The sequence below is a fragment of the Alistipes shahii WAL 8301 genome, assembly GCF_025145845.1.
Lineage (GTDB): Bacteria > Bacteroidota > Bacteroidia > Bacteroidales > Rikenellaceae > Alistipes > Alistipes shahii.
The window spans coordinates 2,476,299-2,489,619 of sequence record NZ_CP102253.1; the positions used below are offsets into that span (position 1 = coordinate 2,476,299).

The 13,321-nt window shown below is 61.9% G+C and carries 11 protein-coding genes; 6 read left to right on the forward strand and 5 right to left on the reverse strand.

What is annotated here, in order from left to right; genetic code table 11:
- Positions 1-167: 167 nt before the first annotated feature.
- From mnmE to NQ492_RS10510, 5 genes are read right to left on the reverse strand one after another with little or no spacing between them, the layout of a single operon-like run.
- On the reverse strand, positions 168-1,523 hold the full coding sequence (gene mnmE, locus NQ492_RS10490) for a tRNA uridine-5-carboxymethylaminomethyl(34) synthesis GTPase MnmE (RefSeq protein ID WP_015547497.1): 1,356 nt from the start codon (positions 1,521-1,523) through the stop codon (positions 168-170).
- Positions 1,523-2,884 carry a lytic transglycosylase domain-containing protein gene (locus tag NQ492_RS10495; protein ID WP_015547498.1) on the reverse strand — a complete coding sequence of 454 codons (1,362 nt, stop codon included), beginning with the start codon at positions 2,882-2,884 and terminating at the stop codon, positions 1,523-1,525. Before NQ492_RS10495 ends, mnmE begins: the two co-directional genes overlap by 1 nt.
- 3 nt (positions 2,885-2,887) lie before the next feature.
- Entirely contained in the window at positions 2,888-4,057 is a 1,170-nt protein-coding gene (locus NQ492_RS10500) for a DUF5683 domain-containing protein (protein ID WP_015547499.1), read from the reverse strand.
- Positions 4,058-4,064: 7 nt separating this feature from the next.
- Positions 4,065-4,934, reverse strand: coding sequence for a ParB/RepB/Spo0J family partition protein (locus tag NQ492_RS10505; protein WP_015547500.1), 870 nt, complete (start codon positions 4,932-4,934; stop codon positions 4,065-4,067).
- A 12-nt stretch (positions 4,935-4,946) separates the two neighbouring features.
- A complete protein-coding gene (locus NQ492_RS10510) occupies positions 4,947-5,717 on the reverse strand; it encodes a ParA family protein (protein WP_015547501.1) in 771 nt (256 codons plus the stop codon).
- 114 nt (positions 5,718-5,831) lie between these two features.
- Here NQ492_RS10510 and NQ492_RS10515 point away from each other — a divergent pair, with 114 nt between their 5' ends.
- The 6 genes from NQ492_RS10515 to NQ492_RS10540 all read left to right on the forward strand — a co-directional run bounded on the left by NQ492_RS10515 (position 5,832) and on the right by NQ492_RS10540 (position 13,289).
- Positions 5,832-6,737, forward strand: a complete 906-nt coding sequence (locus NQ492_RS10515; protein WP_118406111.1) for a CPBP family intramembrane glutamic endopeptidase — start codon at positions 5,832-5,834, stop codon at positions 6,735-6,737.
- A gap of 59 nt (positions 6,738-6,796) precedes the next feature.
- On the forward strand, positions 6,797-7,681 hold the full coding sequence (locus NQ492_RS10520; protein WP_044054502.1) for a hypothetical protein: 885 nt from the start codon (positions 6,797-6,799) through the stop codon (positions 7,679-7,681).
- 25 nt (positions 7,682-7,706) lie between these two features.
- Entirely contained in the window at positions 7,707-9,113 is a 1,407-nt protein-coding gene (locus tag NQ492_RS10525; protein ID WP_044054503.1) for a peptidylprolyl isomerase, read from the forward strand.
- Between the two features lie 3 nt (positions 9,114-9,116).
- Positions 9,117-11,555: an OstA-like protein gene (locus tag NQ492_RS10530; protein WP_044054504.1), complete on the forward strand. Its 2,439-nt coding sequence runs from the start codon at positions 9,117-9,119 to the stop codon at positions 11,553-11,555.
- A gap of 89 nt (positions 11,556-11,644) precedes the next feature.
- Positions 11,645-12,802 (forward strand): MFS transporter AraJ, encoded by a 1,158-nt coding sequence (gene araJ, locus NQ492_RS10535; RefSeq protein ID WP_015547503.1) that lies wholly within the window; start codon positions 11,645-11,647, stop codon positions 12,800-12,802.
- Entirely contained in the window at positions 12,789-13,289 is a 501-nt protein-coding gene (locus NQ492_RS10540; RefSeq protein ID WP_015547504.1) for an NUDIX hydrolase, read from the forward strand. Before araJ ends, NQ492_RS10540 begins: the two co-directional genes overlap by 14 nt.
- The last annotated feature ends 32 nt before the right edge of the window (positions 13,290-13,321 follow it).

Below are 13,321 nucleotides of genomic sequence, written 5' to 3' on the forward strand. Positions count from 1 at the left end.
GTGCGAAGTGTCCGCTTATTTGTTCGGCGGTAGAATTATGGTACAAAATGATGCTGGAAATCCGCAACCAGTCAGATTTTACTGAAAACAGTATAAAAAGAAAAGCCGCTGGTTATCAGCGGCTTTCTTCTAATTGACTATGGTTGTTTATGGATGCTTACAAGCCATCATTTCCCGATGCAGAATTTCGAGAAGATGTTTTGCAGGATTTCGTCGGGGGCGATGGCACCGCGGCCCGTGATGGCGCTGAGGTGGGTGATGACCTGGCGGATTTCTTCGCTCAAAAGGTCGGTCGGAAGGCCGTGGGCGAGACCGTCGAGGGCTTGGCCGAGTGCTTCGCGGGCCGCCGAAAGCGCTTCGTAATGGCGGCTGTTCGAGACGACCGGATCACCGTGGTAGAGCGCTTCGGTGTCGACGGACTCCCGCAGGGCGTCGCACAGGGCGTCGATACCCTCGCCGTGTTTGGCAGAAATGCCGACAACGCCTTCGGGAAGCCGCCATGCGGCCGGAGCCTTGTCGGTCTTGTTGACGACGGTCAGGAGTTTCTGCCCGGGACGGAGCGGAAAATCCGGGGCGGGAACCGGACCCGTGAGCGTCGAGGCGTCGACCATATGAATGACGATCCGCGCCCGTTCGATGCTCGACATCGTGCGCTGGATGCCCATTTGTTCGAGCCGGTCGTCGGTCGGGCGGATGCCGGCCGTGTCGAGGAACCGGAAAAGCACGCCGCCGATGTTGGCGCACTCCTCGATCACGTCGCGCGTGGTTCCGGCGATCTCCGAGACCATGGCCCGCTCCTCGTTCAGAAGTCGGTTGAGCAGCGTCGATTTGCCGACGTTCGGCGCTCCGGCGATAGCCACGGCGACGCCCTCCCGGATGGCGTTGCCCAGTGCGAACGAACTGCGCAGGCGGTCGATCTCCGCAGCGATGCGCTGCATCGTCGCGCGCAGCGCCGTACGGTCGGCGAACTCCACATCCTCCTCCGAGAAGTCGAGTTCCAGTTCCAGCAGCGAGGTGAGGTTCAGCAGTTTTTCGCGCAGCGATTCGAGCTCTTCGGAGTATCCGCCGCGCATCTGCGTCGAGGCCAGCGCGTGTGCGGCGCGTGACGACGAGGCGATCATGTCGGCCACGGCCTCGGCCTGCGAGAGGTCGAGTTTCCCGGCCAGGTAGGCGCGGATGGTGAATTCGCCCGGCTGGGCCATGCGTCCTCCCGCGGCAATCAGCAGCCGGAGGATTTCCGAGACGATGTAGGAGGAGCCGTGGCACGAGATTTCGACCGAGTTTTCGCCCGTGTAGGAGTGCGGGGCGCGGAAAACGGCCGCCAGCACGTCGTCGATCACGCGGTCGCCCTCGGCTATCGTACCGTAATGTACCGTGTAGCCGTCTGCCTCGGCGAGCGGCCGCCGGCCCCGGAATATCCGGTCGCAGACGGCGAAAGCTTCGCCGCCGCTGATGCGGATGACGGCGATAGCCCCTCCGGCGGCGGTTGCAGGGGCGACGATGGTATCGTGATCGGTGTTCATTACCTGCCTTCGATGCGGAGCCGTTGTCCGATGCGGAGTTTGTGGGCGCTCTTGAGCTTGTTCCAGCGCATGATCTGCGCCGTGGTCACGCGGTAACGGCGGGCGATGGCCCCCAGCGTGTCGCCCTTTTTGACCACGTAGACCGATCCGCTGCGCTCCTGGCGTTTCTTGTCGATGTTGGCCGGGTTGATGTACTCCTTGAGGTACATCGAGTCTTTGGCTTGGATTTCAGGTTCGTGAGCGATGTATTGCATGACATACCGCTGCGGCAGGACCAGCGTGTAGGGCTTGGTCGTGGCCGGGATGATGTCGAGTTTGTACTGCGGATTGAGCTGGCGCAGGGTCTCGATCGGCAGGTCGATCGTCGAGGAGATCTGCCCCAGGTGCATCAGTTTGTTGATCCGGACGGTGTCCACCGAAAGGGGAATCGGGGCTTCGGTCGGCTCGATGCCGTGCTGGCGGTGGTAGGCGTAGGCGTACGACGCACCGATGAAGGCCGGCACGTAGCCGCGCGTCTCGCGGGGCAGGTAGTCGTAAATCTCCCAGAAGTTCTTGCCTCCCGAGCGGGCGATCGCTTTGTTGACGTTGCCCGGGCCGCAGTTGTAGGCGGCGATGGCCAGCGACCAGTCGTTATAAATGGCGAAGAGGTCTTTCAGGTAGCGGCAGGCGGCCTGCGTGGCGCGGTAGGGGTCGCGGCGTTCGTCGACCAGCGAGTTGATTTCGAGTCCGTAGCTCTTGCCGGTCGTGGGCATGAACTGCCACAGCCCGACGGCGCCCATCGGCGACACCGCCGTGGGGGAGAGCGCCGATTCGATGATCGGCAGCGCGCGCAGCTCGACGGGAAGGCCTTCGCGGAGCAGCTCCTCCTCGATGATCGGGAAGTAGTACTGCGACATGCCGAGGATGCGGCTGATCGTGCCGTAGCGCGAGTTGGTGTAGCGGTTGATGTAGCCCTTTACGATGCTGTTGTAGGGGAACTGGATCGGCGACGCGAGGTCGAGCAGCCGCCGGGAGTAGACCGAGTCGGGCGTGCTGTCGGCCACCTCGGTGGAGTCCTCCAGAATGTACTGTTTGAAAAATTCGCTGAACGCGTCCTGCCGCTGGCGTTCGCGCCATGCGGCCAGCAGCGAGTCGGTCTGTTCGGGGGAGAATCCCAGCGTCATGTCGTTGACGACGGGTTCTTCTGCCGGGGCGGGTTCCGGCTCGGGGACGGGAACCGGTTCGGCCTCGGGAACGGGCGCCGGGACGACGGTTTCGGTTTTGGCTTTCTTGTCGCGTTTCTTCTTGCGGGGGCTGCGGTCGAGGGCCGACGCCGGAGCGGCGACGGCCAGGAGCAGCGCTATGGTAAGGAGTTTCTTCATCGTCTAAAATTTCAGGCTCAAATTGAAGCCGAACACCGGGCGGTTACCCCCGAGGGTGGGGACGTAGGTGTAGTCGACCAGCGGTTCGAGGTTCATCGAGAGGTCGTCCGAAATGTCGTAGTCCTTGAGGTGGGCGTCGACATGCGCATCGACGATCTGCAGGACGTACAGCGCACCCGAGAGGATGATGCAGAGGTCGCGGTTGCGCCGGTAGTTGTTGCGCAGGTTGCGGATGAACGAGGCCGAATAGCGTCCGTGGAACTCGTCGGTCGGCCCGTCGGGGTATTTGTCGGGATTGCGGTCGTAGTCGCTCAACAGATTGTAGGCCTTTTTGAAACGTTGGTAGCCGCGGTTGTTCCAGTCGATGCAGTAGATCATCGAGGCGAATCCGCCGATGACGAAAGGCACTTTCCAGTAGCTTTTGTTGTAGATCTGTCCCGCTCCGGGGAAGATGCAGGCCAGCGTGGTGGCCTTCTTGACGCTCGACACGTCGTTGGTCGAGTAGCTCACGGCCGCGTCGCCGATGAAGTAGATGTACGAGGCGATCGTGATCCCCAGGTAAACCTGACGCCGCGTGTTGCTGCGGATCATCTTGGACTGGAGGGCGTCCAGCTCGGGCGTGCGCGAGAGGTTCACGTCGGTATAGGATTCGAACTGGCGCTTGAGCGGCTTGTAGGTCTTGTTTTCGTGGATGTACAGTCCCAGTCCGGTTCCCACCAGTCCGTAGAGGATCGGCAGTTTCCAGTACTGTTTGTTGTAAATCTGTCCGTAGCCGGGGACCACGGTCGAAATCCAGCACACCTTCGAGAGCGACATCGAGTCGCTCATAAACCAGCCTTTTTTGTAGACCTTGCGTTTGGTCGTGGTGTCCACGCCCCGCTGTGCGGCGTCGAAGCGCGCCAGGGCCAGCGAGTCGAGGTAATGCAGGTCGTCGGAGCGCAGGTCCGCGACGGCCGCCGAGTCGGCGGCGTATTCGGCGGCGGCGATCGAGTCGATCTGCCGTACGAGGCCCGCCAGGCGCAGCGAATCGCGCCGGCCCTTGAGCGAATCCGGTTTTTCGAGCAGTCCGCCGCGGACGACCGTGCGTGCGCCGCGGTGGAGCTGCGCCCCGGCGGGCAGTCCCAGCGAAAGGGCTGCGACCAGGAGCAGGAGTCTGAACCGGATTGTCTCCATATATTAATTAGGAGCGTTTAGCGAAACGTTCGATGAACTGTTCGATGTCCCTGTCGTCCGTGAAGCCGATGACGATTTTGCCGCCGCCGTTTTTCGCGCGTTTGATCGAAATTTCCTGCGAAAAGAACTTTTCGAGCTGCTCGACCAGTTTCAGGTAGCTTTCGGGATACTCTTCGTCCTCCACATTCTGTGCCTCTTTGCCCGGGGCTTCGGAGAGAGAGCGGACCAGCTCCTCGACCTGGCGGACCGAGAGGCCTTTCTTGATGCACCTTTTCAGCACGCGCAGCTGCTGGTCGGCGGGCGCCCCGGCGATGGCTTTGGCGTGTCCCATCGAGATCAGCCCCTCCTTGAGGGCGAGCTGCACCTCGTCGGGGAGTTTCAGCAGGCGCAGGTAGTTCGACACCGACGAACGCTTCTTGCCCACCTTCTCCGACAGGGCGTCCTGCGTGAGGTTGCACTCGTCGATCAGGCGCTGCATGCCCAGCGCGATTTCGATGGCGTTGAGGTCCTGTCGCTGGATGTTCTCCACGAGGGCCATGGCGTGCAGGTTCTCGTCGTCCACCTCGCGGATATAGGCCGGGAGGGTCTTCAGGTCGGCCCGCTGCGCGGCCCGCCAGCGGCGTTCGCCGCTGATGATGACGTATTTGCCTCCGTCGCCCTTTTTCACCGTCACGGGCTGGATGACGCCCAGCTGGCGGATCGAGTCGGCCAGTTCGTCCAGAGCCTCCTCGTCGAACTGCGTGCGCGGCTGCGTGGGGTTGGGTATGATGTCGGCGATTTCGATTTCTGCCATCTGACTCATCGGTTTGAGCTTGGCATCCACGGGATCGCTGCCGAAAATGGCGTCGAGTCCGCGTCCTAATCCCTTCTGTTTCATATCGGTATTCGTTTATTTGCTGCGTTTGCGGTTGCGTTTCAGAAATTCCCGGGCCAGGGCCAGGTAGTTTTCCGAGCCGACGGCCCCGGCGTCGTAGAGCATCACGGGTTTTCCGTGCGAGGGCGCTTCTCCCAAACGGATATTGCGCTGGATTATTGTGTCGTAGGCCAGGGGGCCGAAGTGCTCGCGGACCTCGCTCACCACCTGGTTGTTCAGGCGGTTGCGCATGTACATCGTCAGCAGGAAGCCCTCGATGTCGAGGCCGGGGTTCAGTCCGCCCTTGACCTTGCGGATGGTGTTGAGCAGTTTGGAAAGCCCTTCCAGGGCGAGGTATTCGCACTGCACGGGGATCAGCACCGTGTCGGCGGCCGTGAGGATGTTGACCGTGGTGTAGCCCAGCGACGGCGAGCAGTCGATGAAGATGTAGTCGAACTTTCCGCGCACCGAGTCGACGATGCGTTTCATCACGTGGTGGGCGTTTTCCATCTTCGGCAGTTCGGTGTCGGCGGCCACCAGGTCGATCGACGAGGGCAGCACCCAGAGGTTTTTCACGTCGGGACTTTGGAGAAGCACTTCGTCGGCCTGTTTCTGTCCGGCGATGCACTCGTAGATGCCTTCGAGGTTGATGTCGAAGCCCAGCCCCGAGGTGGCGTTCGCCTGCGGATCGGCGTCCAGCAACAGGACTTTCTTGCCCAGCAGGGCCAGCGAAGCCGCTAAATTGATAGCTGTCGTGGTCTTGCCCACGCCGCCTTTCTGATTGGCCAATGCGATTACCTTTGCCATGTTTGAATTCGGTTTATAAGCAGGCAAATTTAGTGAAATTAAATGGAAATCCATAACCGTAGCGGAAAAATGCTTATCTTTACGGTCGGAATGAATTGATAGCTATACGATACTATGGAAGAAAAAAAATCGCCGGCTTCCGCGGCGGAGTCCGCAGCTTCGGGACAGCCGGCCGCAGTCCCGGCGGCGGAGCTGCGTCCGGGCCGCCGGAAATTCCCGACCGTGGGCGACCTGTTCGCCATGCTGGGTATCGCCTTCGGGGCGCAGATCGTCGTGGGGACCGCAGCGATGGTCTTCCTGCTTTTCGCCGGGCACGGGCTCGATTTCAAATCGCTGGAGCCGGCTGCGCTGGGCAAGGTGATGGCGGCGCTCTATTTCTGCTCGATGTCGATCACGCTTGCCGGCATCCTCTACTACCGCCGCGCGCGCGGCGGCAGCGGTCCGTGGGCGCGTTTCTCGGCCCGGGGGCTGAATCCCGCGCTGTTGCTGTGGGCCTTCGTGCTGATGTTCGCCGTCGGCGTGGTGCTCGAACCGCTGCTGCGGCTGATGCCCGAACTGTCGCTCGAAGTGGGCCGCGGATTCTGGACCATCCTCTCGCTGGTGATCTTCGCTCCGATCTTCGAGGAGCTGATCTGCCGCGGCGTCGTGCTGGGGTCGCTGCGCGGCAAGTTCGGCGTGACGACCGCATGGCTCGTCTCGTCGCTCTTCTTCGGCGTGCTCCACGGCCAGCCCGTGCAGGTGATCAACGCCACGGTCATCGGCCTGGTGCTCGGCTACGTTTACCTGGCGACCGATTCGCTGTGGTCGGTGATGATCCTCCATGCGCTGAACAACGCCGTGGCCTATCTGGCGCTGGCCACCGGGCACGGCAATGCGCTGCTGATCGACCTGGTGGGCAGCCGGACGCTTTACGTGCTGATTTACATCGCGGCGCTGGCGCTCTCCGCCGTGTCGGGCTATATGATGCTGCGCACGCTGCGGCGCATGAAGGAGGCGGAGAAAAATCCGTCCGCGGCGTAATAATCCGGCTCCGCACTGCGTTACTTACAAGTAAAAAACGTATCTTTGCCCTTCGGAATATGAATTTGCGAGCGAAAATAGCGGTCGCGGCGGGTGTGCTGCTGCTGGCGGGATGCCGGGAGCTGCCGCGTTATTTTGCCGGCGACACGACCATTGCGCGGGCCGGCGGCAAGGACCTGCGGCTGGGCGACGTGCGGTCGGTGGTCCCGCAGGGGCTTTCGGGCGACGACAGCGCGGCCTTTATGAAGGTTTACATCGACCGCTGGGTGCTCAAGCAGCTCAAGCTCCAGGAGGCGGAGACGCTCTTTTCCTCTTCGGCGGGCGACATCGACAAGATGGTGGAGGAGTACCGCCAGGCGCTGCTGATCCGCCAGCTGGACCAGCATTACGTCGACCGTTCGATCGACACGGTGTTCACCGCCGACGAGATCGCGGCCTATTACAACGCTCACAAGGCCGATTTCAAACTCGACCGCACGATCGTCAAGGGGCGCATCGTCCGTTTCGGCGAGGGGTACCGGCAGGCCGCGAAGCTCAAGACGCTGATGGGGGCCAGGTCGGAGGCGCAGCAGCAGGATTTCAGGGACATCTGCGAGAAGAACGATTTCACGGTGGACGATTTCCGCGACCAGTGGATTGATTTCCCGGAGTTCTTGAGCTACCTCCCGACGCTGCGTTCGCAGAGCTACGATTCGGTGCTGGCGACTGCTGCCGTGCAGGAGATGCGCGACAGCCATGCGCACTATTATTTCCAGATTGATGCGGTGCTGCGCGAGGGCGAGCCGATTCCGCTCGAACGGCTGCGCGGAACGATTCGCCGCATCCTGTTCAACCAGCGCAAGGGCGAGATCATCCGCGCGCATGAGGAGGAGCTTTGCGCCCGGGCCTCGGAGATGGGCGAGGTGAAGATTTTCGCCGACGAGAAACCGAAGAAAGACGAATAAAAATAAAACGATAAACGAAACCAAGATGTTGAAAAAAGCTATGATGGCCGCGGCGCTCGCCCTGTTGTTCGCAGGCGCCCTTGCGCAGAAACGACAGGTGATGCTCGACAAGGTGGTGGCCGTGGTGGGCGGATCGTCGATCCTCTACTCCGAGGTGGACGACTATGCGCGCCAGCTGACGGAACAGCGCCGTCAGGAGGGTTACACTTCCGACCGCGACCCGATGAACGAGGCGCTCGAAGCGCTGATGACCCAGAAGCTGCTCTACAACCAGGCCCAGATCGACTCGGTGAAGGTCAACGACGCCGACATCATGGCGCGCGTCGAGGAGCAGGTGCAGCAGATGGTCGAGGCCGAAGGCTCGATCCCCCAGCTCGAAGCCAAGCACCACATGCCGATCTTCAACATCCGCGAGATCATGCGCCAGCGTTACGAGGAGCAGGCCTATGCCAACTCCATGCAGACCGAGGTGGTCGACAAGGTGTCGGTGATTCCGGGCGAGGTGGAGCGTTTCTACAAGTCGATCTCGAAGGACAGCCTGCCGCTCGTCGCCGACCAGTATGTCTATGCGCAGATCACCAAGTTTCCCAAGTCGATGACCGCCGCCAAGCAGCGTACGCGCGAACGGCTGATCGACATGCGCGAACGCGTGATCACGGGCAAGGCCAAGTTCGAAAACCTCGCCCGCATGTATTCGCAGGACCCCGGCACGATGATGCGCGGCGGCGAGATGGACCCCTCGACGCTCGAACAGCTCGACCCCGCATTCGGCGCGGCGCTGGAGAAGATGCGCCCCGGCCAGATTTCCGAGGTGGTCGAGTCGCAGTTCGGCTTCCACATCATCCAGCTTCTGGACAAGCGCGGCCGGCTCTATCATTTCCGCCACATCCTGCTGCGTCCGGTCTACACGACCGAGGAGCTGGGCGGTTCGCTCAATACGCTCGACAGTCTGGTGAAGGTGATCCGCAAGGATTCGATCACCTTCGAGAGGGCTGCGCTGCTCTATTCGGACGACGCGCAGTCGAAGATGAACGGCGGCATCGTCTCGAACCACGACATCCTGGAGCGTTTCAACGCCTTCGACGCCAAGCTGACCGTCACGAAATTCCTCAAGGAGGACTTTGGCCGCTTCAAGAGCCTCGATGATTACAACGCCCTGAACCGGCTCAAACCCGGCGAGATTTCGGAGGCCTACCTCACCGAAGACATGCTCGGCAACCAGATGGCCAAGATCGTCAAGCTGGTTGAGGTGATCCCCACGCATACGGCTTCGCTCAACGAGGACTACCTGCGGCTCGAAGAGATGGCCTTGCAGGACAAGCAGGAGCGGGTCTTCAAGGAGTGGCTTTCGAAGAAGATCGACGGCATGTACGTCTACATCTCGCCCGAATTCCGCAACGGGGAGTTCGAGAACAAACACTGGGTGAAATAGGCCGTGCGCAGGCTCTTGTCCATAGCCGTAGTGGTGCTGGCCGCCGCCGTGGTCGCGGCGCGCAGCGGCATGCAGGCGCCGGAGCCGGAGGGCGAGAAAAAGCTCATCGACCTCAAGTCGGACCTGATGGGCCCCATCGCCCCGGGCGATTCGGTGGTTTTCCTGGTGGGGAACTTCGCCGCACAGCACAACGGCGCCGTCATCACGTGCGACTCGGCCGTGCGTTACTCGGACATGCGCATCGAGTTCTTCGGCAACGTGCTCATCAACAAGAATACGACCTACATTTACGGTGACCGGGCCGAGTACGACGGCGAGCTGAACGAGGCGCGGGTCTACTCCGACATCGTCAAGGTCGTCGACGGCGACGCCACGCTCTACACCTATAAATTCCTGTTCAACACGAAGAAGAACATCGGCGAATTCGCCGACGGCGGGGTGATGCTCAACCGCGAGAACCTGCTCGAATCGGTCCGCGGCTACTACTATGCCGACACGAAGGAGCTGATCGCCGTCGACCGCGTCGAAATGCGCAACGACGAATACGAACTCAAGGGCGATTCGGTGGTTTACAACATGGCTACCGACAACGCCTTTTTCTTCGACCGCACCAACATCTGGAACAAGGACGGCGACTACCTCTATGCCGACCGCGGTTCCTACGACAAGGCCGATACGCTCTACATCGTGACGCGCAACGGCTATATCCTGACCGAAAAGCAGGAGATCTGGAGCGACAGCCTCCATTACTACCGCGCCGAGGACCATGTGATCCTGCGGCGTGATTTGCAGCTGGACGACGCCGAACACAAGGTGATCGCCTTCGGCGACTACGGCGAGTACTGGAAGGAGCCGGGAAATGCGTTCCTCACGCGCCGGCCCGCGGTGGTGAGTTACGACCTTTCGCAGGGCGACTCGCTTTTCATGCGCGCCGATTCGATGTACCTCTTCACGATCAATGAAAACGCACTGCGCCGGGCCGCCGCTGCGGCCAAAGCCGATTCGCTGGCGCGTCTGAAAACCGATTCCGCCCTTCTCGGGACGCCGCACCACCCGGCCGGGGAGCTTCCCGAAGGCCGTCCTGCGGCGGATTCGCTCGGAAGTCCCCGCGTTCCGGCCGTCGGTCCCGGTTCGCCGGAAGACGCCGCAGGGCCGGATTCGCTGGCCCGGCGGGAGGTTCCCGATTCGCTGCTGGGCGTTTCCGTCCCGGATTCGCTGGCCGTTCCGGCCGTCGATCCGCTCGACACGCTGGTCGGCGATGCCCGGAAAGCCTACCTCAAGGAGCAGGCCGCCAAGTTGAAGGCGGCCCAAAAAGCCGCTGCGGCCAAGGCCAGGAAGGAAAAACTGGAGGAGATCGCCCAAAAACGCCAGGATAAGACGACGGCCAAACTGCTGGCCCAGAAGGAGCGGGAGGAGCGGCGTCTCGCTGCGCGCAAACTCAAGGCCGAGTCGAAACTCCGCGCCCGTCAGGCCCGCGCCGCCCGCAAAGGCAAGGTGATTCCGGTCGATTCCACGGCCCTGCGCGAGATCGACTCGCTGATCGCCCGCAACGACCGGGAGATGGATTCGCTGCTGTTGCAGATGGCCGATTCGCTGGCCGCCGACTCGCTGGCGATGCGGATTCCGGCCGACTCGGTCGATTCGCTCACCGACTCTGCCGACTCGGTTTACCGCCTGATGAAGGGTTTCCGCAATGTGCGCATTTTCCGTTCCGATTTCCAGGCCGTATGCGATTCGATGACGGCCATCAGCACCGATTCGACGATCCACCTCTACATCAATCCCGTGCTGTGGAACCAGGGCAACCAGATCACCTCCGACGTGATGGACATATTCACCGAGAACCAGCAGATCACGCGCGCCGAGTTCATCGGCACTCCGATGATGGTCTCCCAGCTCGACACGGTCCATTACAACCAGGTGGCGGGCAAGCAGATGACGGCGTGGTTCCGCGACAATCAGATCTACCGCAACGACGTGAACGGCAATGCCCAGACGATCTACTACATGCAGGACGGCGAGCCGCCCCAGATCACGGGCATGGGCGTCATCGAGAGCGGCGACTGTTCGTTCTATATCGAGGACAAACAGGTCGTGACGATCGTCTACCGCAAGGACCCCGACTGGAACATCTATCCGATGGACAAGATTCCCGCCGATCAGGAGCTTTACCTCAAGGGGTTCAAGTGGGAGGGCGCGCGGCGTCCGACGCAGGGGGCGGTTTTCGACCGCAGGGTCCGGCCCTCGCAGCGCGAGGAGAAGTCGCATCTCGCACATCCGGATTTCCCGCTTCTGAAAGCCCTCGAGGAGCGCAAGAAGCGGCTGATCGAGGAGCGCCGCTGGGCCGACCGCAACGATCAGGTCGATGCCGCCACCGTGGAGTGGATGCGGGCGCTGGGCTTCGAGGTGGGCCAGCCTCGGGAATCGGGACCCAAGCTCTGAAAAATTGGAAAAAGGTGAAAAGACGCAAAAACTTTTCACCTTTTTTGTGCTATTTTTGCAGCCGGTTAGCCGTTAATGTCTGTTTTCCCATGAAGAAAAGTCTGATCGCCCTGGCATTCGGGACGTTGGCGCTCGGTATGGCGGAGTTCGTGATGATGGGCATTCTGCCCGACATCGCCCGCAGCCTCGGCGTCTCGATCCCCGAAGCGGGGCACCTGATCTCCGCCTATGCGCTGGGCGTCTGCTTCGGGGCGCCCCTCACGGTGCTGGTGGCCCGCACGCGGCCGCTGAAACACATCCTGCTGGCCCTCACGGGCCTGATCATTCTCGGTAACGCCTGTGCGGCGCTTTCGCCGAACTACTGGACCCTGCTGGCCATGCGTTTCGTCTCGGGGCTTCCCCACGGGGCCTTCTTCGGCGTGGGGTCGATCGTCGCCGAGCGCGTCGCCGACAAGGGCCGGCGGGCCGAGGCCGTGTCGATCATGGTCGTGGGCATGACCGTCGCCAACCTCTTCGGCGTGCCGCTGGGAACCTATATCAGCGGCGTCGTGACATGGCGCGCCACGTTCGGGATCGTCGCCGTGTGGGGAGCCGTGGCCATGCTGCTCGTGAAATTGTGGGTTCCGGCTCTGCCCGCGCTGCCCGATATGGGGATGAAGGGGCAGTTCCGGTTTCTGAAAAGCGCCGCTCCGTGGCTGGTGCTGGCGTCGGTGATGCTGGGCAACGGCGGCATCTTCTGTTGGTACAGCTACGTCAGCCCGCTGATGGTCCACACCTCGGGGTTCCGTTCCGAGGACCTGACGCTGATCGTCATGCTGGCCGGTTTCGGCATGTTTGCGGGCAATATCGTCGGCGGTCACTATGCCGACCGGTTCACGCCCGAGCGGGTTGTGCGTTTCACGCTCGGCACGGCCTGTCTGGCGCTCGTCGGCATCTTTTTCGGGGCGCATGTCCGCTATCTTTCGCTAGCGCTGATGTGTCTGACTACGGCCTGCCTCTTCTGCGTATCGTCGCCCCAGCAACTGCTGATCCTCGAAAATTCGCGCGGCGGCGAGATGCTCGGCGCGGCGCTCGTGCAGGTGGCTTTCAACCTGGGCAACGCCCTGGGGGCCTACGTCGGCGGCCTGCCGATCGGGCACGGGCTTGGCTATGAATATACGGCGCTTCCCGGCGCGGCTTTCGTGCTGCTGGGGATGACGGCTGCCATGATCTACATCCGTAAATATCCCCGGCATGAACAGCGATAACAGCGAAGAGATCTTTCCCGTGGTCGACGCGGCGGGGAACGTCGTCGGCAAAGCCACGCGCGGCGAGTGCCACGGCGGGTCGATGCTCCTGCACCCGGTGGTGCACCTCCATGTTTTCAATTCGCGCGGCGAACTCTATTTGCAGAAACGCCCCGCCTGGAAGGACATTCAGCCCGGACGGTGGGACACGGCCGTGGGCGGCCATGTGGACTACGGCGAGACGATCGCCGAAGCCCTGCGGCGCGAGGTGCGCGAGGAGCTGGGCATCACGGATTTCGTGCCCGGGGCGGTTGCGGTCTATCCGTTCCGCTCGGAACGCGAATACGAACTGGTCCATGTCTTCCGTACGGTCTACGACGGCGAGATCCGTCCGAGCGGGGAGCTTGACGGCGGGCGTTTCTGGTCCCCGGACGAAATCCGCGAAAACCTCGGACAGGGTGTTTTCACACCCAACTTCGAAGGCGAAGCCGGATTGATTCTCGGGTGATTCCGTTGTCCGCGCCGGCGTCGTTTCCGGTT

Coding starts and splice junctions, on each gene's coding strand:
- mnmE (WP_015547497.1), bottom strand. CDS start 1,523: ATGAACACCGATCACGATACCATCGTCGCCCCTGCAACCGCCGCCGGA.
- NQ492_RS10495 (WP_015547498.1), bottom strand. CDS start 2,884: ATGAAGAAACTCCTTACCATAGCGCTGCTCCTGGCCGTCGCCGCTCCG.
- NQ492_RS10500 (WP_015547499.1), bottom strand. CDS start 4,057: ATGGAGACAATCCGGTTCAGACTCCTGCTCCTGGTCGCAGCCCTTTCG.
- NQ492_RS10505 (WP_015547500.1), bottom strand. CDS start 4,934: ATGAAACAGAAGGGATTAGGACGCGGACTCGACGCCATTTTCGGCAGC.
- NQ492_RS10510 (WP_015547501.1), bottom strand. CDS start 5,717: ATGGCAAAGGTAATCGCATTGGCCAATCAGAAAGGCGGCGTGGGCAAG.
- NQ492_RS10515 (WP_118406111.1), top strand. CDS start 5,832: ATGGAAGAAAAAAAATCGCCGGCTTCCGCGGCGGAGTCCGCAGCTTCG.
- NQ492_RS10520 (WP_044054502.1), top strand. CDS start 6,797: ATGAATTTGCGAGCGAAAATAGCGGTCGCGGCGGGTGTGCTGCTGCTG.
- NQ492_RS10525 (WP_044054503.1), top strand. CDS start 7,707: ATGTTGAAAAAAGCTATGATGGCCGCGGCGCTCGCCCTGTTGTTCGCA.
- araJ (WP_015547503.1), top strand. CDS start 11,645: ATGAAGAAAAGTCTGATCGCCCTGGCATTCGGGACGTTGGCGCTCGGT.
- NQ492_RS10540 (WP_015547504.1), top strand. CDS start 12,789: ATGAACAGCGATAACAGCGAAGAGATCTTTCCCGTGGTCGACGCGGCG.